The 24,614-nt window shown below is 43.9% G+C and carries 21 protein-coding genes and 1 riboswitch; of the genes, 8 read left to right on the top strand and 13 right to left on the bottom strand.

Annotated features, from left to right (window positions below; genetic code table 11):
• The 4 genes from I8J31_RS02180 to I8J31_RS02195 all read left to right on the top strand — a co-directional run bounded on the left by I8J31_RS02180 (nucleotide 1) and on the right by I8J31_RS02195 (nucleotide 5,199).
• A complete protein-coding gene (locus tag I8J31_RS02180) occupies nucleotides 1-1,143 on the top strand; it encodes a carbohydrate ABC transporter permease (protein ID WP_199466551.1) in 1,143 nt (380 codons plus the stop codon).
• A 74-nt stretch (nucleotides 1,144-1,217) separates the two neighbouring features.
• Nucleotides 1,218-2,318 carry an ABC transporter ATP-binding protein gene (locus tag I8J31_RS02185; RefSeq protein ID WP_199466553.1) on the top strand — a complete coding sequence of 367 codons (1,101 nt, stop codon included), beginning with the start codon at nucleotides 1,218-1,220 and terminating at the stop codon, nucleotides 2,316-2,318.
• Between the two features lie 97 nt (nucleotides 2,319-2,415).
• A complete protein-coding gene (locus I8J31_RS02190) occupies nucleotides 2,416-4,035 on the top strand; it encodes an alpha-glucosidase family protein (RefSeq protein WP_199466555.1) in 1,620 nt (539 codons plus the stop codon).
• A 102-nt stretch (nucleotides 4,036-4,137) separates the two neighbouring features.
• On the top strand, nucleotides 4,138-5,199 hold the full coding sequence (locus I8J31_RS02195; protein ID WP_199466557.1) for a LacI family DNA-binding transcriptional regulator: 1,062 nt from the start codon (nucleotides 4,138-4,140) through the stop codon (nucleotides 5,197-5,199).
• Between the two features lie 16 nt (nucleotides 5,200-5,215).
• Here I8J31_RS02195 and I8J31_RS02200 read toward each other — a convergent pair whose 3' ends face one another.
• The 11 genes from I8J31_RS02200 to I8J31_RS02250 all read right to left on the bottom strand — a co-directional run bounded on the left by I8J31_RS02200 (nucleotide 5,216) and on the right by I8J31_RS02250 (nucleotide 18,469).
• Complete coding sequence (locus tag I8J31_RS02200; RefSeq protein WP_233402531.1) at nucleotides 5,216-5,914, bottom strand: 3'-5' exonuclease; 699 nt, start codon at nucleotides 5,912-5,914, stop codon at nucleotides 5,216-5,218.
• 15 nt (nucleotides 5,915-5,929) lie between these two features.
• Nucleotides 5,930-7,786 carry a DUF294 nucleotidyltransferase-like domain-containing protein gene (locus I8J31_RS02205; RefSeq protein ID WP_199466559.1) on the bottom strand — a complete coding sequence of 619 codons (1,857 nt, stop codon included), beginning with the start codon at nucleotides 7,784-7,786 and terminating at the stop codon, nucleotides 5,930-5,932.
• Nucleotides 7,787-7,799: 13 nt separating this feature from the next.
• A complete protein-coding gene (locus I8J31_RS02210; RefSeq protein WP_199466560.1) occupies nucleotides 7,800-8,366 on the bottom strand; it encodes a TMEM165/GDT1 family protein in 567 nt (188 codons plus the stop codon).
• Nucleotides 8,367-8,373: 7 nt separating this feature from the next.
• Nucleotides 8,374-8,562, bottom strand: a riboswitch (yybP-ykoY riboswitch).
• 91 nt (nucleotides 8,563-8,653) lie between these two features.
• Nucleotides 8,654-10,240 (bottom strand): BCCT family transporter, encoded by a 1,587-nt coding sequence (locus I8J31_RS02215; protein ID WP_199466561.1) that lies wholly within the window; start codon nucleotides 10,238-10,240, stop codon nucleotides 8,654-8,656.
• A gap of 393 nt (nucleotides 10,241-10,633) precedes the next feature.
• Nucleotides 10,634-11,803, bottom strand: a complete 1,170-nt coding sequence (gene hemW / locus I8J31_RS02220) for a radical SAM family heme chaperone HemW (protein WP_199466566.1) — start codon at nucleotides 11,801-11,803, stop codon at nucleotides 10,634-10,636.
• Entirely contained in the window at nucleotides 11,800-12,405 is a 606-nt protein-coding gene (rdgB, locus tag I8J31_RS02225; protein WP_199466573.1) for an RdgB/HAM1 family non-canonical purine NTP pyrophosphatase, read from the bottom strand. The genes hemW and rdgB overlap by 4 nt, the downstream gene beginning before the upstream one ends.
• Nucleotides 12,406-12,440: 35 nt before the next feature.
• The gene (gene metW / locus I8J31_RS02230) at nucleotides 12,441-13,031 is read right to left on the bottom strand and encodes a methionine biosynthesis protein MetW (RefSeq protein ID WP_199466574.1); all 591 of its coding nucleotides are present in this window, start codon (nucleotides 13,029-13,031) and stop codon (nucleotides 12,441-12,443) included.
• Nucleotides 13,031-14,200 carry a homoserine O-succinyltransferase MetX gene (gene metX / locus I8J31_RS02235; protein WP_199466575.1) on the bottom strand — a complete coding sequence of 390 codons (1,170 nt, stop codon included), beginning with the start codon at nucleotides 14,198-14,200 and terminating at the stop codon, nucleotides 13,031-13,033. Before metX ends, metW begins: the two co-directional genes overlap by 1 nt.
• Nucleotides 14,201-14,462: 262 nt before the next feature.
• On the bottom strand, nucleotides 14,463-16,349 hold the full coding sequence (locus I8J31_RS02240) for a methyl-accepting chemotaxis protein (RefSeq protein ID WP_199466576.1): 1,887 nt from the start codon (nucleotides 16,347-16,349) through the stop codon (nucleotides 14,463-14,465).
• Nucleotides 16,350-16,535: 186 nt separating this feature from the next.
• Nucleotides 16,536-17,171, bottom strand: coding sequence for a 16S rRNA (guanine(966)-N(2))-methyltransferase RsmD (rsmD, locus tag I8J31_RS02245; protein ID WP_199466580.1), 636 nt, complete (start codon nucleotides 17,169-17,171; stop codon nucleotides 16,536-16,538).
• The gene (locus I8J31_RS02250; RefSeq protein ID WP_199466582.1) at nucleotides 17,168-18,469 is read right to left on the bottom strand and encodes an insulinase family protein; all 1,302 of its coding nucleotides are present in this window, start codon (nucleotides 18,467-18,469) and stop codon (nucleotides 17,168-17,170) included. Before I8J31_RS02250 ends, rsmD begins: the two co-directional genes overlap by 4 nt.
• A gap of 174 nt (nucleotides 18,470-18,643) precedes the next feature.
• Here I8J31_RS02250 and ftsY point away from each other — a divergent pair, with 174 nt between their 5' ends.
• From ftsY to rpoH, 4 genes are all read left to right on the top strand, one after another.
• Complete coding sequence (gene ftsY, locus I8J31_RS02255) at nucleotides 18,644-19,870, top strand: signal recognition particle-docking protein FtsY (protein ID WP_199466584.1); 1,227 nt, start codon at nucleotides 18,644-18,646, stop codon at nucleotides 19,868-19,870.
• A 63-nt stretch (nucleotides 19,871-19,933) separates the two neighbouring features.
• Nucleotides 19,934-20,605 (top strand): cell division ATP-binding protein FtsE, encoded by a 672-nt coding sequence (gene ftsE / locus I8J31_RS02260; RefSeq protein ID WP_199466585.1) that lies wholly within the window; start codon nucleotides 19,934-19,936, stop codon nucleotides 20,603-20,605.
• Nucleotides 20,606-21,613 (top strand): permease-like cell division protein FtsX, encoded by a 1,008-nt coding sequence (ftsX, locus tag I8J31_RS02265; RefSeq protein ID WP_199466586.1) that lies wholly within the window; start codon nucleotides 20,606-20,608, stop codon nucleotides 21,611-21,613.
• Nucleotides 21,614-21,742: 129 nt separating this feature from the next.
• A complete protein-coding gene (gene rpoH, locus I8J31_RS02270; protein WP_199466587.1) occupies nucleotides 21,743-22,609 on the top strand; it encodes an RNA polymerase sigma factor RpoH in 867 nt (288 codons plus the stop codon).
• Nucleotides 22,610-22,675: 66 nt separating this feature from the next.
• On the opposite strand, the gene I8J31_RS02275 is transcribed toward rpoH, so the two are convergent.
• Both I8J31_RS02275 and gshB read right to left on the bottom strand, forming a co-directional pair.
• Entirely contained in the window at nucleotides 22,676-23,536 is an 861-nt protein-coding gene (locus I8J31_RS02275; protein ID WP_199466589.1) for an energy transducer TonB, read from the bottom strand.
• 7 nt (nucleotides 23,537-23,543) lie between these two features.
• Nucleotides 23,544-24,491, bottom strand: coding sequence for a glutathione synthase (gshB, locus tag I8J31_RS02280; protein ID WP_199466591.1), 948 nt, complete (start codon nucleotides 24,489-24,491; stop codon nucleotides 23,544-23,546).
• Between the last annotated feature and the right edge of the window lie 123 nt (nucleotides 24,492-24,614).

Consider the following 24,614-nt stretch of genomic DNA (forward strand, 5'->3'; position numbering starts at 1 on the left):
ATGATCACATCATCAAAACGTACCCCGTTAACCTATTTGGTTCATGCGACCGTTCTTTTCCTCGTGATTATGTGGACGATTCCGACGGCGGGTTTATTCATTTCGTCTATTCGAGATAAAGATCAACTGTCTGTTTCTGGCTGGTGGACAGCCTTATCTACGTCTACGCAGCAGCTTGTCACTCGGGCTAATGACCCTTCCACTCAAACTCTAGAAGGTGGCTTGTATCTCATTCAGGGCAATATCTTTGACGGTGCTCCCGGTGAAGTGACTAAGTTTGGTTCTAGTTCTTTAAAACCTGATGCTTTTGATGTCGGTACAAAGGTTGAATTGAAGCGCGGCCAAACTTTGCAGGTCATGAAAAATGGGGATTATACCTTTGCCTCACCAACGGAGTGGAAAGGTTCTCGTAGCAGTCGTATTTTTTATACGGCCGAAACACCGCCACGCTTTACTTTAGATAACTATCGTGAAGTATTAAGTGCGGAAGGGCTAGGGCAGTCGTTTATTAATTCACTGACAGTGACCATTCCAGCGACCATTATTCCCATTTTGGTGGCGGCGTTTGCCGCCTATGCTCTTGCTTGGATGAGCTTTCCCGGGCGTGCGTTATTGTTAGCTGCGGTGGTTGGTTTGTTGGTTGTACCTTTGCAAATGTCACTGATTCCCTTGCTGAAAAGTTATAATCTGATTGGTGAGTTCTTTGGTGTCGGGTCGAAAACCTATGTGGGGATTTGGCTGGCGCATACGGGGTTTGGTTTGCCATTGGCGATTTATTTACTACGTAACTATATAGCAGGCTTACCAAGTGAAATTATTGAGTCGGCTCGTGTTGATGGCGCATCCGATTTTGATATTTTCCGCAAAATCGTTTTACCTCTGTCTTTCCCAGCTTTGGCGTCCTTTGCCATCTTCCAGTTCCTTTGGGTTTGGAATGATTTGTTGATTGCCATGGTCTTTCTTGGCAATGATGCGGAGCATTTGGTGCTGACAGGGCAATTGCGTGAACTATTAGGGTCTCGTGGTGGTAACTGGGAAATTCTAACAGCTTCGGCGTTTATCACCATCATTATCCCTGTTTGTGTCTTCTTTGGCTTGCAGCGTTATTTAGTACGTGGCTTGCTGGCTGGCTCAGTGAAATAAACCTTACACCTAAGTGGGTGGGTCGAGCTTTGCTCCCCACCCAAGGTACGAACTCAGATTGAGGAAGTGTAGTCATGGCAGATGTAAAATTAACCCATGTTAAAAAAATCTATTCCAATAATGTAGAAGTATTAAAAGACATCAATTTAGACATTAAACAGGGCGAATTTATCGTGTTTGTTGGGCCATCAGGCTGTGGTAAGTCTACCCTGTTGCGGATGATTTCTGGTCTTGAAGAAATCTCTGCTGGTACGCTTGAAATTGATGGGGAAGTTGTTAATGACATTCCTCCTGCATTGCGTGGTATTGCTATGGTGTTCCAGAGCTACGCTTTGTACCCACACATGACGGTATACGACAACATGGCGTTCAGCTTACAAATTGCCAAGGTGAAGAAAGACGACGTCGATAAGCAAGTGCGTAAGGCGGCAGATATGCTGCAATTGACGCCTTATTTGGATCGTCTACCTAAGGCGTTATCTGGTGGTCAACGTCAGCGTGTTGCCATTGGTCGTGCGATTGTGCGTCGCCCTAAAGTGTTTTTGTTTGATGAGCCTTTGTCTAACTTGGATGCGGCGCTACGTGTCGCGACTCGTATGGAAATCGCCAATTTAAAAGACAGCATGCCTGATTCGACCATGATCTATGTGACTCATGATCAAGTAGAAGCCATGACTTTAGCGGATCGGATTGTTTTATTGTCTGGCGGTAATATTGAGCAAGTTGGTTCACCGCTCGAGCTCTATGAGCATCCTGCTAATGTCTTCGTTGCTAAGTTTATTGGTTCTCCCGCGATGAACATTATTCCTTGTCGGGTGGAAGCAACTGGAGATCAAACCACCGTGTCTTTACCAGATACGTCGACAGTGCAAACGCCTGTTGTCACCGCGTCTAGTGAGCAATCTAAAGCGGCCTTTTTTGGGATCCGTCCAGAAGACGTTGGTGTTGTAGACACGAAAGAAGAAGCTTTTGTGTCTGGTGAAGTGTCGTTTGTTGAATCTCTTGGTGAAGCCACTTTGCTTTATGTGAAGGTGTCTGGTTGTGAAGATATGGTGATTGCTAAGCAAGCAGGAACATTAGCGACTAAGCGTGGTGATATTGTTCACTTATCGGCAGGGCCTGAAAAAATGCATTTGTTTGATGAGAACGAGCAGTCTTATAAGCGTGAAGCCTAACGTGCTAAGACAGGCTTGAAGATCTGGGTTATAGCGTAATTTTAAATGGGGTAATGCTTGGCATTGCCCCTAGTTTTATCTTTTTTGGAGAGTCTTGATGACAACCAATCTGAACTGGTGGAAAGGTGGGATAATTTATCAAATATATCCGCGTAGTTTTATGGATGCTGATGGTGATGGCATAGGTGATTTAGCGGGTATTACGAGTAAGCTTGATTATGTTGCTTCACTAGGCGTCGATGCTATTTGGTTATCACCTATCTTTACTTCTCCAATGAAAGACTTTGGGTACGATGTTTCAGATTATTGCGACATTGACCCTATGTTCGGTAGCTTGGCTGATTTTAAAACCTTGGTAAATCGCTCCCATGATTTAGGTCTTAAGGTGATGATTGACCAAGTAATTAGCCATTCAGCTGACGTACACCCTTGGTTTGAAGAAAGTCGTCAGGACAAAACAAATCCGAAAGCTGACTGGTATGTGTGGGCCGATCCTAAGCCTGATGGTTCTCCACCAAATAATTGGTTATCTATCTTTGGTGGAAGCGCTTGGAAATGGGACAGTCGTCGTTTGCAGTATTATTTGCACAACTTCTTGGAGTCTCAGCCAGATATGAACTTCCATAATCCAGAGGTGCGTCAAGCGCATTTGGATAATATGCGTTTTTGGTTAGAGCTTGGTGTTGATGGTTTCCGTTTAGACACGGTGAACTTCTATTTCCACAGTGAAGGGTTAGAAGATAATCCGCCTGTGCCAGAAGGCGAGCCAAAAACCATGGGGGCTCCCCATGATAACCCGTATACCTATCAGCGCCATGTGTATGATTTGAGTCGTCCAGAAAACTTAGGTTTCTTGCAAGACATGCGTGCCATGATGGATGAATACCCGGGCACTACAACTGTGGGTGAATTGGGTGACGATTTTCCATTACAGCGCATGGCGGAATATACTTCGGGGGGTAATAAGTTACACATGGCTTATACTTTCGATTTTTTGAATACTCCTCATTCGCCGGAATACATACGCAAAACCTTGGCGGATATGAATGACATCGTTGGTGATGGCTGGCCTTGCTGGGCTTTGTCGAATCATGACGTGGTACGCGCGAGTACCCGTTGGGGCGAAAGTGAAGATCCTAGCGCGTTTCCATTAATTGCCATGGCGCTGATTTTGTCTTTACGTGGTAGCGTTTGCTTGTATCAAGGGGAAGAACTTGGCTTACCTGAAGCGGAAGTGCCTTTTGAGCGCATTCAAGACCCTTATGGCATTCCTTTATGGCCCGTTTTTAAAGGCCGTGATGGCTGCCGTACTCCTATGGTGTGGCAAAACGCGGCACAGGGTGGGTTTTCGACAGTAGAGCCTTGGTTGCCGGTTGATGCGCGCCATTTACCCTTGAGTGTTGCGGAGCAAGAAGCGAACCCAGAGGCCTTGTTACATAAGGTGCGTCAACTTATCCATTGGCGTCAATTACAGCCTGAATTAGTGAATGGCGAGTTATCTTTACTTGATGTTGGTAATCCACAATTGATCACGTTAGTGAGGGAGTATCAAGGCAAGCGCATGTTGGTTGTACTTAACATGACGGCACAAACTCAAAGTGCGACATTGGAGTGTGATGTTGCTGAAGTGTTACAAGGCCATGGTTTTGAGTCCCATTTAGAAGGGCAAGCGTTAACTTTACCTGCATACCAAGCTTGTTATGCGAGATTGTCTTAATTTATTGGGATTTTGTACTACCAAGCCGGTTTACGTTAAGCGTTAGTCGGCTTGTTTGTTTTTTCGTACTTGTTGGAACCTTTGAATGTTGTGAGTGTTTGTATGAGAAAAAATATAAAAAAACTAACACTAAAAGATGTTGCTGAACGCTTAGACGTTTCTACTGCAACTATTTCTAATGCCTTTAATCGCCCAGATCAGTTGTCCGCTAGCTTGCGAGAAAATATTCTTAGCGAGTGTGAAAAAATGGGCTATTTTGGGCCGAATGCGGCTGCTCGTAGCTTGCGCACAGGCCGAACGGGCATCGTTGGAATCGTCTTGTCCGATGACCTTAGCTACAGTTTGACTGATCCGGTTGCTAACCAGTTTTTAAAAGGCATGGCGGAAGTATTTGAAGCGAATGAATACAATATGTTGCTGTTGTCTTCCGATGAAGTTGAGCAAGACGCACAAAGCCGTATGCAATCCTCCATGGTAGATGGCTTTATTGTTTATGGTCATAAACCTCAGCAATGTAATAATGCTCCTTGGCTGATGCCAAATAAAAATATCATCACTGTTGACAGCTTTATTCCGAGTACGACGTCGGTTAACGTGGATAACCATCATGGAGCCTATGTTATTGCTCGCCATGCTTTGGAACATAATCCAGAATCTGTGGCTATTTTAGGTTTGAGTCTATTGGATACAGATCGTGTATGTCGAATTCGAGACGATGAGTTATTTGATCGGGCCGCTTCTATATCTATTCAGCGTTTACATGGCTATTTTGATGCTTTGAAAGAAAGTGGTTTGTCGGTTTCTTCTGAGCATATTTGGAATATTCCAGTAAATAGCCATAAGTTAGCTTATCAAGCTGCTCGCGAAGCATTAGGAATGGCAGAACGCCCACAATTACTTTTGTGTATGAGTGATGCTATCGCTATTGCCGCAGTACAAGCCGCGTTACAAATGGGGTTGCGTGTTCCAGAAGATCTTCAGGTAGTAGGCTTTGATGGTATATCTGAAAGTGAAAACTTCCATCCTTCCATTACTACTATGCATCAACAGACAGTAGAAAAAGGTCGTGTCGCCGCTGAGGTTTTCCTTGGGCTTAAGGAAGCAAAAGATGTGGTGTTAGACACAGAATTAGTGATTCGAGAAAGCTGTCCTTCGCTTATTTAAGAGTAAGGTATTGTCATTAAATCCAATAGTTGGAAATACTGGCTTTAGGATCTAGGTGATAAGCGATTTGTGCCTGTAGTAGTTCGGCTGACGACAGGGCATCGGTTAAAGCGTGATGAGCTTTGTAACGCGGCAAATGATAACGCTGGCGGCTGGCATCTAAACGCAATGATGGTGGTTTTCCGAAGCGTTTCCACCAAGGCTTATGGAGAACTTGGCGCTCAATTCCCATAGTATCGATAACGGGGAAGTAGAGTGGGTAACCATAAACCTCCATCGATGCTGCTAATAAAAACTGTCGTTCAATTGCGACGCAATGTACTACGACTACTTGCTTGGTCAGAGCTTTTAACACACCTTCTAGTATGCTGCTGAGCGGCGGTGCTTTGGCTAATTCTGAGTGAGTGATCTCATGGATGGTGACAGAATCTGCGTGTAACGAATGCTCAGGTTTTGCCATCCAATACTTGGCCCCATTGCAGCGAATGATTTGAGAATTAAAAGGGATTAACCCTAGGCTAATGATTTCATCTTTCTTTGGATCTAACCCCGTTGTTTCTAAATCTAACGCCAGCAATGGCGTGTCTTGTAATGGTATTTTTTCAGAGATCATCCCTGCTAGATAATAATCTTTCAATGGTCCTTTTGGTGCCTCTTCCGCCCATTTTTCAAACATCGTTTGCCAGTCTTGGGGGCGTTGGCTTTTGGTGCTCAAAAAGGAATTCTCCATCTAGCTGCGCTTCCCTGCATAGCGGAATTTTATAAACTCCTGTTGTCGAGCGACGATATGAAAAGCGTCTCTTAGATGACGTTTCTCAAAAGACGATAAACGTTCAGGATTGACGTGGTTATTGGGAGCCTCTCCTGCTTCAATTTGATCTTTTTGATGTCGAATCCGTACTATGCCAATCATTTCTAATGCCAGTGCAAGGTCTTTAGCACGGCCATCGGGCAGTAAGCCTGCGGCCTCTATGTCTTCAAGGCGTTCTAATGTATTGAGTTTATCACTGCCACAGGCGAGGGCATGGACCCGTACAATGTCGATGATAGGAGCGATGCCTCTTTCCTTTAAATTGAAGGTTCGTGATTGCTTTCCTTCACCATCTAGTACGAACTGTCGGAAAAAGCCTAATGGCGGTTTTCTTTGGTTGGCGTTGCGTGCCATAAAGGTCAAAAAGCCTGAGTGCTGTTGGGCGTCTTGACGTATGTGCTGATTTAGCTGCTCGGCCAGTGTTTTATCGCCGTATATACCACGTAGGTCAAAGAAGATAGAAAGGTGTAGCAAGGCTTCCGCTTTAGGTTTCTGTATCCACTCACTGAAGTTTTGTTTCCAGATCTTGAGAGGTTGTCGCCAGCGAGTGTTTGATGCCATGATGTCGCCAGTACAGAGCGTATAGCCGCATTGATCGAGATTTTGGCATACCCAGTCGCTTAAGTTTTTGAAATATTCTCCATGTCGCTCTTCATCGTACACATCGCTTAAAATCAGTGCATTGTCTTGATCGGTTTTGATGGTTTGCTCTTCTCGAGCTTGGGAACCTAGAGCAATAAAGCAATAGGGCACTGGAGCCGAGCCAAATTTTTCTTCACCCAGTTGCAGCAGACGCTTCACAAAGGCGGTGCCTATATGTGACATGGCATTGCCTATCATTTGCGTATTCGCATCCGCGACCACAAGTTGGGTGAAGGTGTGGGTCATTTTTTCGCTGATGGCTTGCAACCCTTCAAGACTGGTTTGCTTGAAGATGTCGCTGATTAAATAAACGCTACCATGACTTTCTTTTTGAACAATGTCTCCGGTACTGATGACACCGATAGGACGGTTGTTTTTGATAATCGGAATGTGGTGGATGTTTCTTGCCATCATTTTTAACACCGCCTCAGAAGCATAATCGCCACTGTCCATTACGAGCGGGTTATTGGTCATGATATTGGCTACTGGTGTGTCATAAGCGAGTCCTTTGGCTACTGCGCGCGTACGTAGGTCTCGGTCGGTGAGTATGCCTACTAGTTCATCGTTTTCTGTAATAAGCAGACTAGATACACGCTTCTCTGTCATGATTTGTGCCGCCATGCGAATGTTTGCTTCAGCATGGATGCTAATGGGAGGTCGTCTTAATAAGCTCACCACAGGGCAAGTCATGAGTGATACATCTGAGCTTTGTGAATCCATGGCGACACGTAGACGTACTTCGCGGGTGAGCTCAAAAAAGTCTGAAAAGTTATCATTTTCTTCGTATAACTGACGAAACCAACGGGCTGGAATGCGATATAACAGGCTGTCTTCTATGGTACGCATGGATTGAGCCGATTTTCCGCCACGTAATAGGGAAGCGTAGCCAAATAATTCGCCTTCATTCATACGACGAACCAGTTTTTCTTCTTTGTTCAATACTTCAATCGCGCCACTACGAATAAAAAATAAGGTGTTATTGAGGGTGTTTGGAGCAATAACCCATTCTCCAGCACGTAGGTACTGGACTTCCGTCTCTCCAACCATATTTTCTAATTGAGGGTCATCTGCAATCTCGTTGAAGGGCGCATGTTGGCAAAGAGCTTCGAGAATTTCCGTTAATTCGATTTCCATATAAGAAGCCTATTTATTGCAGCAGTGAGGGAACTATTGTCACCATACCCATAATAAGAAAAAGTAGACAGGCCAATTGACGAGTGCGGCTTGGATTGATGCGCTCCATGATCCAGTTACCAGCAAATACCACGGGAACATTTGCGAGCATCATACCGATAGTGGAACCCAGTAGCACGAGCCAAACCGAGCCATAGTGTGCACCGAGAAGAATGGTGGCGACTTGGGTTTTGTCACCTATCTCTGCAATGAAAAAAAGCAGGAAGGTTGCAATAAAAGCGCCGTGCTTGAGCATTGTATTTTCTTCGCTGTGGTCTTGGTCGGGAATCAATAGCCATAAGCCTACGAGGATAAAGCTTAAACCTATAACCCAATGAATCCAATTGATAGGAATCCAGTTTGCCACCTCGACTCCAAACCATGCGGACATTAAATGGTTGAGTAAAGTCGCGACAAGGATGCCAAATACAATAGACAGTTTAGAAGAAAACCTCGTAGCGAGAAATAAAGCCAATAGCTGAGTTTTATCGCCCATTTCAGCGAGGGCAACGGTAGATACCGAAGTAAGAAAAGCTTCCATTTGGATGGGTCCTAGGTGGGCGGTAAAACAAAAGACAACGAACCTGAGCCCACCTGAGCCAAGTTATTGTCTTAAGTCTCATCAATCCCATCGATTTAATCGAATTCGGACTTCTTTGCCACGAGCTTGAGGCCCAATTATGTTGACAAAGAATCTCTGCAAAGTGCAAAGAAGATTACTCCCCTAAGAGTGGTAGGGATCATAAAAGGCTTTCATAAAAAAAACAACCCGCATGGCGAACCGTGCGAGCTGTTTTTAATAAGTACTAATAGTGCTTTGCAATAGCTTTATTTACCAACCAAGTGTAAGTCGCTACGCAGACCCTTATACAAGCTGAGGCACATAATGAGCATCAATAAGGTGAAAGGTAAACCTATCGTGATCGCTGCGGCCTGAATAGCACCTAGTGCGTCTGAACCACCACCAACTAGCAAGGCAATCGCAATAATACCTTCTAGCACAGCCCAGAAAATACGCTGAGTCATAGGCGCATCAGTTTTACCACCGGCAGTAATGCCATCGATGACCAAGGAGCCAGAGTCTGATGAGGTTACAAAGAAGACCAAGACTAAGACAATACCAATGAAAGAAATGACTGAGGTCAGGGGTAAGCTACCAAACATTTGGAACATGGCTAAAGACGCATCTGTCAGACCGCCAGCCAAAGCACCAACGCCGTTTTGAACTTGATCTAAGGCAGAACCACCAAAGATCGCCATCCAAATAACAGAGACTAATGTTGGTACTAATAACACGGCGATCAAAAATTCACGTACGGTACGGCCACGGGAAACGCGGGCGATAAACATACCAACGAATGGCGACCAAGAAATCCACCAGGCCCAGTAAAAGACAGTCCAACCATGGTAGAAGGTTTCGTCTTCACGACCAATCCAGTTACTTAGCGGAATGATATTTTCGATATAACCGAGTAACAAGGTTCCTACTGCACCAAAAATAGCGCCAGTGTTACCTATGATGACAATAAACAGCGCTAGAAGGCCCGCAATGATCATGTTTATATTACTAAGCAGTTTGACACCGCCTTCTAGACCACGAGCAACCGAAATGATGGCAACAGCAGTGACTGCACAGATCACGACAATTTGTGTGGTCAAGGTGTTGGGAATATCAAACAAGAAATTTAAACCGCTGGTGGCTTGTTGAGCACCAAAGCCAAGCGAAGTGGCAAGACCAAAAATAGTCGCGATAACCGCTAAAATATCGATGAAGTGACCAATCATCCCCCATACTTTTTCACCAAATAGTGGGTAAAAAGCAGAACGGATAGTGAGTGGCAAACCTTTGTTATAAGCAAAGAAGGCTAAGGACAAGGCAACAACCGCATAAATAGCCCAAGGGTGCAGGCCCCAATGGAACATGGTTGCACCCATTGCGAGGCTTTCAGCTTCAGGCGTATTAGCCGCCACATTTAATGGTGTACCGTACCAGCCAGTGTAATAAGCAACAGGTTCTGCCACACTCCAGAACATTAGACCTATACCCATACCCGCTGCAAACAGCATAGAAAACCAAGTAATGGTCGAATGTTCTGGTTTTGCTTGATTGCCACCAAGGCGAATTTTCCCCATCGGTAAGAAGATCAAGGCAAGACAGAATAAAACAAAGAGGTTGCCAGATATCATAAAGAACCAATCAAAGTTATTGATTGACCAGCCTCTTGCCCCCATTAGCATTTCTTTCGCATCGGCAGGAAACCAAATACTACCAATGATGAAGGCAAAAATAATGAGGGCGCTGGTACCAAAAACTGGATTGTGGACATCCAGACCAAGGAATTGGACATTATCTTGTCCTACCTTATATGACGTGTTGTACTCTTCCCGACTTGCGTCAGGGGATTTATTGCTCATAAACTTCTCCCGAATGAGTGAACTTCACCTAAGTTTTTCTTGATGGAAAATCCGTGTGTGCGTTTTTTTATACAGTTTTGTTATTTAACCCTAAAAGAATTTCCTTTGAATGTTTGTTCTTTATACGACCTATTGTGTTCTGTTTCGGTCGTTATTTTTGTTCCTACAGGCCATAACACCAGATGTAATCACTGGTTACTGCTTATGCGATTTACAAAACAAAAATAGGTTGGTGAAAAGCGAAGAAAGATATCGACAGACTAATGTGTTTAAGATCTTTACACAGCCATGCGGTTAAAAATAATGGCCATTAAGGATGACCGCTATTTTTAACCGTAACAAGGGTCACATGCATTTAGTTAGATGTCAAACCATTGTCAGCCAGCAAGTTTTTTAAGGAAGGAAAAGCTCAAGTAAATCGTTAAGGAAAAGCTTACCTTTTTTTGTCGTTTTTACTCGCTTATGTTGCCATTCGTGTGGATCTAATAAGCCTTGTTGTAGGCCGTTTTCACAGGCTTTTATTAGGTGGGTAGGCAGTTTTTGATGGGTGTAGGCCTCATAGTCTTGTAAATCAAAGGTTTCGAATAAACGCAGTCGATTCATCATGAATTCAAGGGGTAGGTCTTCTTGTTCAATGGCTTCTTTAATAATAAGTGCTTCAGGCAGATTGTTTAGGTAATGATTTGGGTGTCGAGTCTTTCGTGTACGAAATATTTGCCCATCTTTTAAGGTGATCTTGCCATGAGCTCCTGCGCCAATTCCTAGGTAATCTCCGAAGCGCCAGTAGTTCAAATTATGTGCAGCCCGACGGTTTGCTTTTGAGTTGGCAGATACTTCGTATTGAGTATAGCCATGTTTTGCGAGTAGATTTTGCCCTGCATCTTGAATACCCCACAAGGTATTGTCTTCGGGCAAGCTGGGTGGACGACGGAAAAATTCAGTATTGGGTTCTATGGTGAGTTGATACCAAGACAGGTGTTCAGGGTTAAGCTCAATCGCTAATGATAAGTCTTCTAATGCCATTTCTAAGCTTTGTTCTGGCAAACCGTGCATCAAATCTAGATTGATATTGTCGAACCCTGCAAGGCGAGACTTATCCACAGCATGGATGGCTTCTTCACGGTTGTGGATTCTTCCTAGGGTTTTCAACAGGTTTGGCTGGAAACTTTGAATGCCAATGGACAGACGGTTAATACCAGCTTGGCGAAAATGAGCAAACTTATTTTGCTCAAAGGTGCCGGGGTTGGCTTCCATCGTGATTTCAGCATTATCGACCCATGCTAGTTTTTCCCGTAAAGCGTCCATTAGCCGATAGTAGAAATCTTCGCTCATTAAGCTGGGCGTGCCACCGCCAATAAAGGCGGTTTGAATAGGACGACCTGCAACGTAGGGCAGGTCGGCTTCTAGGTCTGCAAGTAGCTGAGCTAAGTAAGCTTCTTCGGGCAGTTTGCCTTGGTGTTCGAAACGATCCGCTTGGTGCGAGTTGAAGTCGCAGTAGGGGCACTTTTTAACGCACCAAGGTAGGTGAATATAGAGACTCAGTGGTGGGAGCAGGAGACTCAAAAGGCATTATCCTGTTGAAAAACCGCAAACAATTGTTTTAATGCTTTAGCGCGGTGACTGAGTTGGTTCTTCACTTCTTTAGGTAGGCTTGCTGCACTACAGCCGCATTCAGGTACATAAAACACAGGGTCGTAGCCAAAGCCTTCTTGTCCTTCCATTGACTCTAGTATTCGTCCTTCCCAAATACCGTGGAAAACCTGAGGTGTTGGGTCATCTTTGTGGCGCAGATAAGCTAATACGCAGTGAAAACGTGCAGTACGCTCTAATTGAGGCACGCCGTCTAATTTTTCCAACAATAAAGCATTATTAGCGGCACTATTGCCATGTTCTCCGGCAAACCGTGCGGAATAAATACCGGGCGCGCCATTAAGATAGTCTACTTCGATGCCTGAGTCGTCTGCTAAAGCAGGTAGGCCAGTGTGAGCGCAGGCGTTACGTGCTTTTAGGATGGCATTTTCTATAAAGGTTAAGCCGGTTTCTTCGGCATCTTCTACGTTAAAGTCGCTTTGTGGTTTAACTTCAATGCCCACTGAACCTAGTAAGTCATTAAATTCGAGGATTTTCCCGGAATTGCTGCTGGCTAAAACGATGGTTTTGCTCATCGTAAACTCCTCTTTATGTGCGGTAGTAAGGTTGATTAACGGCTAATGTGAAAGATTGCCGTTTCACTGAATAGGTTTGGCATGGAACGTATCCACCAGTGATCGCGTAAGTGCCCATCAACTGCAGCCCAACGTAGAACTTTGATGTCTTTTTCACGGCATAAACGTTCAAAATCTTGAAACGTGAAAAAGTGAATATTGGGTGTGTCATACCAATTGTATGGCAAGAATTCAGAAACTGGCATGCGGCCTTTTAACGCAAGATGAAGGCGACTGCGCCAATGTCCGAAGTTCGGGAAAGTGATAATGCATTCTTTGCCAATTCGTAGCATTTCATCAATGAGAAGGTCAGGACGACGGAATTGCTGTAAGGCGTGGGTCATGAGAACTAAGTCAAAACTCTGGTCTTCAAAATTTTGCAGACCTTCATCGATGTTTTGCTCTAAAACTGGAACGCCTTTCTCAATACAGGTATTTAAATCGTCAGGGTCAATTTCTAGTCCATAACCGCTAATTTTCTTGTTATCAATTAAATGCTGAAGCAGTTCGCCGGGGCCACAGGCCAAGTCGAGTACGCGTATATTTGGTTGGATCCATTCATCGATCAATTCTAAGTCAGAGCGCATTAGTTCGTCTCCGTTGCTAAGCGGTTGGCAACGCGGGTTAAAAAGGTGTTTAGCGCTGTCATGTAGCGAGGAATCGGAAACAGAAAAGCGTCATGTCCGCCTTCCGACGTAATCTTGGCGTAGGAAACTTGTTTACCTGCTTTTATTAGCGCATTTACTATTTCTTCACTACGTTCAGGGGAGAAACGCCAATCGGTGGTAAAAGACACCAATAAAAATTCGCATTGAGCTCGTTTGAGTACAGCGGCTAAGTTGCCATTGGCACGTGCTGCTGGGTCAAAATAGTCGAGTGTCTTGGTCATCAACATATAGGTATTGGCATCGAAGCGTTTAGTAAAGGCTTCCCCTTGATAACGTAGGTAGCTTTCTACTTCGAATTCAATGTCGTAGTTATACTGGTAACTATCGTGACGCATTTGGCGCCCAAACTTCGCGTTCATGGCATCACCAGATAAATAAGTAATGTGGCCAAGCATGCGAGCTAGCCCAAGACCATTGGTTGGCACTGTATTGTTATCTAAATATTGACCATTAAAGAAGTCAGGATCACGACGAATAGATTGTCTTGCTACTTCATTAAAGGCGATGTTTTGTGTAGATAATTTAGGTGCGGACGCAATGACGACAGCGGCTTTAATGCGATCTGGAAAACGAATGCTCCATTCCAGTACTTGCATGCCACCAAGGCTGCCTCCGACGATGGCCGCGAAGGTTTTGATGCCTAATTTATCTGCGAGTCGAGCTTGACTTTCTACCCAATCTTCAACTGTGACAATTGGGAAATCAGCCCCCCATACTTGCTTGGTCTCTGGGTTGATACTGGTCGGCCCGGTAGAACCGCAGCAGCCACCTAAGTTGTTAAGACTGATTACAAAGAAGTGGTTAGTATCAATTGCTTTCCCCGGTCCAATCGCCGAATCCCACCACCCGGGTTTACTCTCTCGAGAGCCATCAGCCATGGTATGGTAACCTGCTGCATGATGGTCACCACTTAATGCGTGACATACCAAAATTGCGTTGGAGGCTCTTTCGTTAAGGGTTCCGTAAGTCTCGTAGATAAGTTGGTATGACGACAAGGCTTGACCGCAAGAAAGCGCCAGAGGCGTCTCAAAGAGCGCAATCTGTGGTGTCACAATACCAACAGAGTCGACTGGAATGGCGTCCGACATAGGTTTTGACTGTCCTAATGAAAAGTAATTGAACTCCCATAAAGAAGGGGAGGGTAATCTTGCAGCACAGTCTAGCGGTTGCGTCTATTACCATCAAGAGGGCGCTGAAAAACTACTGGCCTTGATGGGACTATGTTAAAACGAGCTTATACACTAGCTTACTATTTTGTGCTGTATTTTCATTCATAGGGAGGGAGAAGCCCCTTTCGTATTAGTTGTCTAAATACGAAAGGTGCAGTGAAAAAACGAGTGAAGAGCATATTTATGAAAGGGTGAACACTTGAGTTTTGCCGGAGAGCTGCTCTGTTAGTTCCTGAATCAGTTTGGTTTTTTGAGCTAAGATATCAATAGAATGAGTATCTTCATTAAGCTGTTGGGCAATTTGCTCTGTTTCTGTATTCATTTGCACCGCTGTGCTGGCGACATCTTGAATGTCAGTCGCCATTGAGCTTGCTGAGTTAGAGCTGGTCATGGCTTTGGTTTCTATATTGCGCATGGCATCTTCAGCCTTGGCACCATTTTCTTCAATAATTTTCAGGTTGCTTTGTCCACTTTCCATAGTCGCAATTGCTGTTTGAGTAGAAGATTGTATGGTGCTAACAATTGTCGTGATTCTAGAGGTTGCATCGACGGTTTTTTCAGCCAATGATCTTACTTCGTCGGCTACTACGGAAAAGCCTCTACCTGCTTCACCTGCTCGTGCTGCTTCAATAGCGGCGTTTAAAGCAAGTAGGTTCGTTTGATTGGCAAGATCATTAATCATGCCGATGACATTATCAATATCAGTGGAAAGCTGTCCTAATTCCTCTAGTTGCTGCCCAGTTAAATTGACCACATCGACAGTATCCTTCAAACTATCTAACACTAGGCGGATCGTCTCGGCACCACTTTTTGCTGATTCATAAGTGTCATTAGAGTGACTTTGTAGTGCGTTTGTTGTATCAGATAATTGCGAGATGCGATTTGAAATATCGTCTGTTGCATGTGCTAGGGAATTGGTTCTCTGGTTTACGGAGAGATTGTTTTTGGTGATATCACTGATTGCCGAATTAAGATCCGTTGACATGTCACCGACATTTCCTGTTGTTGATATCACATCTTGAAGCACGTCCCCTAGCCCTTGGGTCATTTCATTGAGAGAACCGCCTAACTTATCGAACTCATCATTACGCTTGGTATTGACCTTGGCTTTCGCTGTCATATTCCCTTCTTTAACCTTATTTAGGTCAAAGATAATACGGTTGAGGGTGCTTTTTACATTTTGTCCAATACTTAGCATTAATAGGGCGGCGGCCAAGGTGACTGCGATACTTACTGCGAGTAGTGTTCTATTGGCTTTCGTTGAACTTTCTTCAGCTTCAGCTTCAGCCTCTTCTATTTTTTCTTGGATGAGCTGTCCAGTCGTTAATTGATTTTGAATAAAAACTTCTTTTTGCTCATTGAAAGTATTTTCCACTGTATTTAGTGAGGTATATTCTTCGCCATATTTTAGTAGCGCCTCGGTGTACAGTTTCATCTTTTTGCCATGGGTATCTTGAAACCCAAAATTCTCAATACGTGTATTGAAGTTTTCAATGTTGACGTTGAGCTTTTCTAGGTTGCTTTCTGATGGGTCGAATAAATAGCTAGATTCTGTCTGTCGAACCTTAGTGAATTCTCGTTTTAATAAGCTTAGTTTTTTGATGTCTGTTGTTATTTCAGAACCAAGTTGACCGATTTTTCCACGTAGGCCGGAGTTGGAGTCAAAGCCGATAATATAGCGTTTATTGACTAGGTTGAGCAGAGCTTTGCTGTATTGATCTATCTTGGCTTGGGTGTCTTGTAAGGTCTGCTTTAAATCTGGGCTATTTGCTCTACTGACATTGGCATTAATTATGTTGGTATTTTTTTGTATTTGTTCATTCACATTTTTTAAGTAGTCTTCATAGCTGTTTTCCGAGACAGACCGTAGGTGATCTGTGATCTCAAGCATACTAATACTAAGTTGATCATTAGAGCCTTGAGTTTTAGATAAATTTAGCAGCTGATTGTTTGCACGTTGTTGTGATGCAAGGCCATCCATAGCAACAAAAGTAACGATAATGAAGCCTGCAATGGCTGTAGCCAGTAAAGAAAGCAATTTGGTTTTAAATGATAAATTCGACAACATAAAGCATCCATATCGGTGTAAGGAAGTATTGAAGTATGCCTAGAATAAGGCGGTTTGGTGTTGTGTATGCAAGCTTCGTGCTAGAAACATAAAGTGCTGATTTTTGTAAGTGCGCTTCTAAAGAAAATAAAAAAAAACACTGTTTTGCACGAAGATGGTGCAGTTTAGGGTGGTGGTGAAAATAGATTAGCTCTTCTTTTGGTCACATAAAGTGGGATCTATCGGCAGAGAAACTTCAAATAATCGATAGACGAGTTGCCCTGCATTTTTTTCCTTTATAAGACTCCAGTGGTTTGGTAAAACGGGGAGGTTCGCTTCTTTTTCCATTTCAATGTAAACCAGAGATCTTGGAGCTAACCAGCCTTTTTCTAGCAGGGGGATAATTTGTGCTAGCCAACCTTTTCGGAATGGGGGATCGAGGAAAATAACGTCGAGAGCTTGGGGCGTGGCCGTCTCTAAAAATACGGCGGCATTTTGAGCAACCACTTCCGCATTTTTTGCTCCGAGTGTTGTGAGGTTCGTGGTCATTTGTTGGGTGACAATACGGGAGTTATCCACAAAAAGAACACTTTTTGCGCCTCGAGAAAGTGCTTCTAAACCTAAAGCACCGGAACCACAAAATAAATCTCCACAAACTGCACCTGGAATCTGGTGATTTATCCAGTTGAATAGGGTTTCACGAACCCGATCAGGTGTTGGTCTTAGACCTTCTATAGCAGGAACAGGCAGTTGTCGGGAGCGCCATTCGCCAGCAATTATACGAAGTTTTGAGGCTTTGGCTTTGCTCTTTAGAGTGGCATGGCTGGTGTTGTTTTTTCTCATTGGTAAACCTGAATCTCTTGATAGGATGACACTTTTAATAGTCGCTGAATGGCTGTTTTGTAGTCATCTTGGGTGTAGGTGTCAATGGCTTCTTTATAGCCGTCGGCAAAATTTTGTAGGGTAAGCGGACCATCTTTATAGGTGACTTGGGTGGCGATATAACTCCACCATGTGGGAGACAAGGTCTGTTGTTCAAGCTGCTTTTTAAAAGTGTCTAATAGTGCGTTAAAAGTGTCCTTGTTATTGGCTGAGGGGAGCTGTTCAACAGAAATAAGGTCTTTCGCTTTCAGTGTCTTGTTTGAGTTTTTCGTAGAAGCTTGCTCAACAAGTAGAGCATTACTATGTTGAATATTCCACCAAGCCCAAGGGTGTTGTTGGGAGAGTGTGAGATTTAGTTGTGTAAAGTCTACATCCTCTTGCTTATTAAGTGACTGCACTAGGTCAGTCCCCCAAAGTTGCAAGCTGATCCAGTCTTTAACGTTGGTTAAGGGAGTTAGAGCAATAGCGTTTCGAGTTTGCCATAAGCTGCCTTTACCCTGCTTTGTGGTTGCACTAGCAGCTTCATGGCTTGCTACCTTATTTGTTTGTGTAGAAGGTTGGAAATCTTCACTGATCTTATCGATCATACCTTTGACTGTTTTTTGTATGTCTTGATTCATTGGGCCTATGATAAAAATAGCGGCACTGTGTGCTTTTAAACTGTGGTAATAGGCTTGAACTTGAGCCACTGAAAGAGCCGTGCTTTGTTGAGTATTATTGTTAGTAAATAAGCTCTGTTCTAATTGGTGTCGTTCTGATTCGCCATGCATTTTTCTATGCAGCAAACGCTCAAACGTTCGTGTTTTGAATTCAGGTTTTTTTAACCATTCGGTGATTACAGATAAGGTAGGTTTTAGATATCTGGGTTCGTTACTCAGGGTGATGCCAATGGTTTGGTTCTCATTGTTGTAATCGCTGCCGACTTTTGCCGCTAGTGGTGAAAGTCTTTGATTGATTGATGCTGTGCTTAGAGGGAGTGAGTCACTCATTAATATTGCGAGGGTGGTTTTAGTGAGTTGTGGGTTTGTTGTTGGCGCGTGGAATACGAGGCGTAATTCTAGTTTGTTACTCTTTTTCCATTGATCTTGCGTTAACCAAATGACAGGAATACCCGACGAGGATGCCCAGGTTTCGATTGCTGGCGTGGGCAATTTGCTGTTGGGTGCTGTTAAGTTTAGTACCCAGATAGCCAAGGTGCTGAATACCATAATGGCCGCTAAAACAGGGCGGCTAAAGAGAGGCTTTTGACTGTCAGGCATAATCAACCTTGATAATGGTGATGGTTAGACGCAATTTTCCATGAAACTAGGCCTGTTTGCGAATAAGAATGATGATAAAATCACCACTTTAAGTGCCTATGTTAATGGCTCTGTATTCAATCATAGCATTTCACTGGTGTGTATCGCATCAGTCTAGACAAAGAGACCGATTTAATGGAATTTGTTAACCAAATCATTACTTTTTTAACACCTTATCTTGGCGAATATGCTCGCTATGCTCCGATAGCGATAGGAACGCTAATGGCGATTGCTGGTTTTGTACTTCGTCGTCGCTTTGTTAAAAAGATGAATGCGGACCTTCATGTATTGAAAGAAAAGGGGGCCGAAAGTCTTGAATCGGAAGAGGTGATAGAAGCGTCTTCCGCTGAACAGTTAAATGATAAAATGAGTTTAGTGAAAGACGGTGAGTTAGAAGGTGCGGCTGCTATCGCTTCTTCGATAGCGTCTCCTGAACCTTCGTTATCTTGGTCGCAACGTGTTAAAGCTGGCTTGTCACGTACTCGTAGTGGTCTTGGTGACGGACTCTCTTCCATTATTGTGGGTAGTAAAAAGGTAGATGCCGATTTACTTGAAGAGTTAGAAACTCAATTGCTAGTAGCGGATGTTGGTATTGATGCCACTCAGGCTTTGATTAATGGTTTAACGGAAAAGTTGAATCGTAAGGAGCTGAAAGATGCGGATGCACTTTTAGCTAGTCTAAAAACAGATATGAATGACATTTTAAGTGGTTCACAAAAAGCTTTAGAGCCTGTTAGTAAAGAAGGCCCGTTTGTTATTCTAATGGTGGGTGTGAATGGCGTAGGCAAGACTACGACGATTGGTAAGTTGGCTAAAAAATATCAGGCAGAGGGCAAAAGCGTCATGTTGGCCGCTGGTGATACTTTCCGTGCCGCAGCGGTGGAGCAGCTACAAGTATGGGGAGAGCGCAATAATGTTCCTGTGGTGGCTCAACATACTGGTGCAGATTCAGCATCGGTTATTTATGATGCGATAGAGTCAGCTAAAGCCAAGGGCGTGGATGTGATTATTGCGGATACGGCTGGGCGTTTGCAGAATAAGAGCAATTTGATGAACGAGCTGTCAAAAGTTGTTCGGGTGATGAAAAAACTAGATGTAGAAGCGCCCCATGAAGTTATGTTGGTGCTTGATGCCGGTACTGGCCAAAATGCACTTAGCCAAGCTAAATTATTCTCTGAAGCCGTTGGCATAAGTGGTATTTCATTGACGAAGCTTGATGGAACAGCCAAGGGTGGCATTATCTTCGCGATTGCTAAACAATTTGGTCTGCCCATCCGTTATATCGGCGTGGGTGAGCAAATAGATGACTTACGACCCTTTGTTGCGAAAGAATTTGTTGATGCCTTGTTTGATAGTGAGTAAAACTATTAGCTGTGCAAAAGAGTAATCGGCTTTCTTTCTTTTATTTAAGGATATTTGGCAAGCGTGGAAATCGAATTTCAACGAGTAGGTAAGAAATACGATAGTGGTCAAGAGGCTTTGTCGCAAGTGAGCTTTCACCTCCATGAAGGTGAAATGGCGTTTCTTACTGGTCATTCTGGTGCGGGTAAAAGTACCTTAATGAAGCTTATGATGATGATTGAACGCCAAACCTCAGGCCAAATTTTAGTGGATGGTGTGGATCTACGAACCTTAAGTCGCAGGGCTATTCCATCCCATCGCCGTCGTGTTGGCGTGGTATTTCAAAATCACCAGTTGTTGTTGGATCGCAGTGTTTTTCATAATGTTGCCCTGCCATTACAGGTGAGTGGTGCCGACCCTCAGCAAATTGGTAAACGTGTTCGCGCTGCGCTTGATAAAGTCGGTTTGCTGGGTAAAGAAAAATACAATCCGATGGCACTTTCTGGCGGCGAGCAACAGCGTATCGGTATTGCTCGCGCTGTTGTGAATAAACCACAATTACTTTTAGCCGATGAGCCTACCGGTAACTTGGATCCTAAGTTATCGACCGAAATTATGAATTTGTTTCAAGAGTTTAATCGAGTGGGGGTGACGGTATTGGTTGCCAGCCATGATTTGGCTTTGGTTGCGCGTATGCGACATCGCGTGCTGACGTTGAATCAAGGGCGGATGGTTAATGATGGAGGCTTCGGTTAGATGTCACAGAAGCCGAATCAGCGAGGGGCTACCCGCGAATCCATAAAGGTGTCTAAGCATCAGTGGTCTTCGCGTTCTTCTTTTAGCCTGAGTAAATATTTACTTCAACATCAAGCAACGTTAACAGAGAGTTTCGTTCGTTTGGTTGGTTACCCTCTAGCCAGTGCGATGACGATTATGGTGATTGCCATTGCGCTTTCTTTACCGGGCGGTTTGTATGTACTGTTGAAAAATGTCGAGTCAGTGACTGATCAATGGGAGCAGCAGTCGGTTATTACCTTGTATTTATTTTCACAATTGGAAGATACTCAGGCATTGGCCTTGTCCCATCGAATTTCTGCACAGGCGGATGTAGCGTCAGTTGAATATATATCAAAAGAAGAAGGGTTAAGGTATTTCGAGCGATCTAGTGGTTACGAGCAAATTCTATCTTCTCTGTCTGAGAACCCTTTACCTATTGTATTACGAGTTATTCCCAAGCAAGCCGTTGATCTGGACTCACTAGCCAGCTTACAAGCGTTACGGGATGGGTTGGCTTCTCAGAAAGAAGTTGAGTACGCCGAATTAGATGCACAATGGTTACAGCGCCTTGCCAATATACTGAGTTTTGGACAGCGATTTGCCTATGCTTTGTCTATATTGTTGATCGTTGCTGTGCTGCTTATTGTTGGTAATACCATTCGTATGGCGGTAGAAAGCCGTCGTGATGAAGTTATGGTAATGAAGTTAGTTGGCGCGACAGATGCTTATATTCGTCGACCCTTTTTGTATATGGGATTTTGGTTCGGTGTGTTGGGCGGTTTTTTTGCTAGCCTTTGTATTCTCTTGCTGAGCTGGTGGGTGAGTGCCCCAGTAGAACGGCTAATAGAGCTTTACCAAGGTGGTTTTCAGTTGCAGACTTTTAATGCAGATGAGGTCGTTTTATGTTTAACTATTAGCGCATTAGTGGGTGTGATTGGGGCTTGGATTGCCGTTAATCGACATATTGCTAATATTGAATTGCAGTGAGGCTGCAGTGGATAAATCATCTTTTTGGCGATAGCCATGATTTATCCACATTTATGTCACACATAAAACAGAACTTAGTTGATAGTATTTTGTCATACAGAGTATGAACAATAAGAGGTGGAAATAAAGATGGGTAGAGCTCTCCAGCCAACTGATATTATGATTCCAGGTCAAAACCTTGAGTCATACATGCAGGCCGTTAGCAGAATTCCAATTTTGACAGCTGAGGAAGAAAAAGCCTTAGCTGAGCGTCTTTATTACAAGGAAGACCTTGAAGCGGCTCGTACATTGGTTATGTCGCACTTAAGATTTGTTGCACACATCGCGAAAAGTTACTCAGGTTACGGTTTAGCTCAAGGCGACTTGATCCAAGAAGGTAACGTCGGTCTGATGAAGGCGGTAAAACGTTTCAACCCTGAAGTGGGTGTTCGTTTGGTGTCTTTTGCTGTGCATTGGATTAAAGCTGAAATTCATGAGTTTATCCTGAAAAACTGGCGCATCGTGAAAGTGGCGACGACTAAAGCTCAGCGTAAGATGTTTTTTAATCTACGCAGTGCTAAGAAAACCTTGTCTTGGTTTAGCAATTCGGAAGTCGAGTCTGTGGCGAGTGATTTGGGTGTAACACCTGAAGTAGTACGCCAAATGGAGGGCCGTTTAAGTTCTTCAGATATGACCTTCGATGCGTCTGCTGATGACGATGACGACAGTGCTTTTAAAGCGCCTTCTCAATATTTAGAAGACCATCGTTATGACCCAGCAACCTTACTTGAAAATGGTAACTGGGAGGCTGATTCTAACTCTCGTCTTGAAGAAGCCATGGCGGACCTTGATGAGCGTAGCCGAAATATATTAGTGCAGCGCTGGTTGACTGAAGGTAAATCTACTTTACACCAATTGGCTGATGAATACGGCGTATCGGCAGAACGTATTCGTCAACTTGAAAAAAATGCCATGAAGAAGATACGTCTTGCTATGGGTGATGGTCAATTTGACTAATCATCAGCCGCAAGCATGAGTAAAGCCCTCTATGTGAGGGCTTTTTTATGCCCAAATTTATGATGCCTACTGGCTGCGTAATTGGTTGCCGGGAACAAATCGCCAAGTCCGAATGATTTCAAGCATATCGACATCTTTTTTGAGTGCTTTAGGGAAGACTTGGAAAGGTTCAGCGAGACGCACGATACGCATGGCGGCATCATCCAAGACTCTAACACCGGAGGAGTGTAGTACTTCAATATCGTCCACATAACCGTTGGGTTGTAAGATGACAGCTAAACGCAATTCGCCGTATAAATGATTACGTTTTGCTTCTTCTGGGTAGTGGATATTACCTATTCTTTCAATTTTTCGTCGCCAATCATCAAGGTACTGAGCATCTATTGCCGCTTTGGCTGAGACCGAGGTTAGACGTCGAATACGAGGGCGTTTTGCATAGGATTGTCGTTGTTGATCGAGCAGCGCCTCCAGTGTTGCTATGTCATTAGACAAATGGCTTGGGATTTGAGTTTCCCCGAGGAATTGCTCTTCCAAAGTTTTTGGTTCTTGCTCTGGATTATCAATGACCTCTAGAACAGATTCTTGTTCCTTTGTTGCTAGAACAGTCGGCTCATTAATAGGTATCGCCGAGGCCAGTTGGGGCTGGACCGGCGACGTGATTTCTTGAATCTCGTCAGAGAGAAACTCGGCCGTTTCTGTGGTTGTGAGTTTTTGTTTTCTCAGTTCTGTACCACTTGCTTGTTGATTGGCTTGGGCAATAAAGTCGGCCTCAATAGGCGCTTTGGAGGTGTGCTGAACTAGGGTAACTTCTAAAGTTTTAGGTTTTTCGGCAGGTGGAGAAAAATCGAAGCCAAGTGTCATCACCATTAGCACATGTAGGCTAATGGCGATAAAAAGGGCAACGGAAAACCTATCTATTATTCGCATGAAGTCATTATTGAAGGCGTAATTCGATGGAGTCTATTAATGTCATCGCAATGTTGAGCTCAAACTGTGTGTCTAGCTCACGTACGCAGGTTGGGCTAGTAACATTTATTTCAGTCAGGTAATCGCCAATCACATCTAGGCCGACAAACATCAGGCCCTTTTCTTTTAATGATGGAATGACTTGATCACAGATCCAACGATCACGGTCGGTTAATGGCCTACCTTCACCATGTCCACCAGCGGCTAAATTGCCTCTGGTTTCTCCTGATGCAGGGATACGTGCTAAGGCGAATGGGATAGGTTCCCCGTTAACCACGAGAATACGCTTATCACCTTGTTTAATCTCGGGAATAAATTTTTGTGCCATCGTTTGTTCGTTGCCCAGTTTGGTTAGGGTTTCTATTATGACACTGACGTTTGAATCATCAGGCTTAAGGCGAAAAATGGACGTGCCGCCCATGCCATCTAGTGGTTTAAAAATCACATCACCATGTTCTTTATGAAAAGATTTTAACAGGTCCGCTCGGCGTGTTACTAGAACGGGAGGGCAACATTGTGGAAATTGAGTGGCAAAGAGCTTTTCATTGCAGTCTCGTACGCTTCTTGGGTTGTTGACTACCATGGCACCATCATGTTCAGCCTGTTCTAGGATCATGGTGCTATAAACAAATTCGCTATCGAATGGCGGATCTTTACGCATTAAGATCACATCTAAATCTCCCATTGGGATTCTGCTTTCTTCACCGAGATCGTAAAAATGTGCTGGGTCTTTGTATACAGTGAGTGGGCGTGCCATCGCATAGGCTTTACCATTCTCTAAAAATAGATCTTTTTGTTCCATATAAACCAACTGCCAGCCTTTTTCTGCTGCGGCCCATAACATAGCTAGTGAAGTGTCTTTTTTATAGTTAATGGATGCAATGGGATCCATAACAATACCAAGTTTGATAGTCATATGGCGATTCCTAAAATAAGAAGCGGCTTATCAGTTATTTTGAAAAGTCGGTTAGTAGAGTTTGATGCTATAGAGTATGGGGGCGGTGAGAAGAAAAAACACCCTTAAATCACATATAGTTTT

The organism is Marinomonas transparens (assembly GCF_016463975.1).
In the GTDB taxonomy this organism is placed as follows: domain Bacteria; phylum Pseudomonadota; class Gammaproteobacteria; order Pseudomonadales; family Marinomonadaceae; genus Marinomonas; species Marinomonas transparens.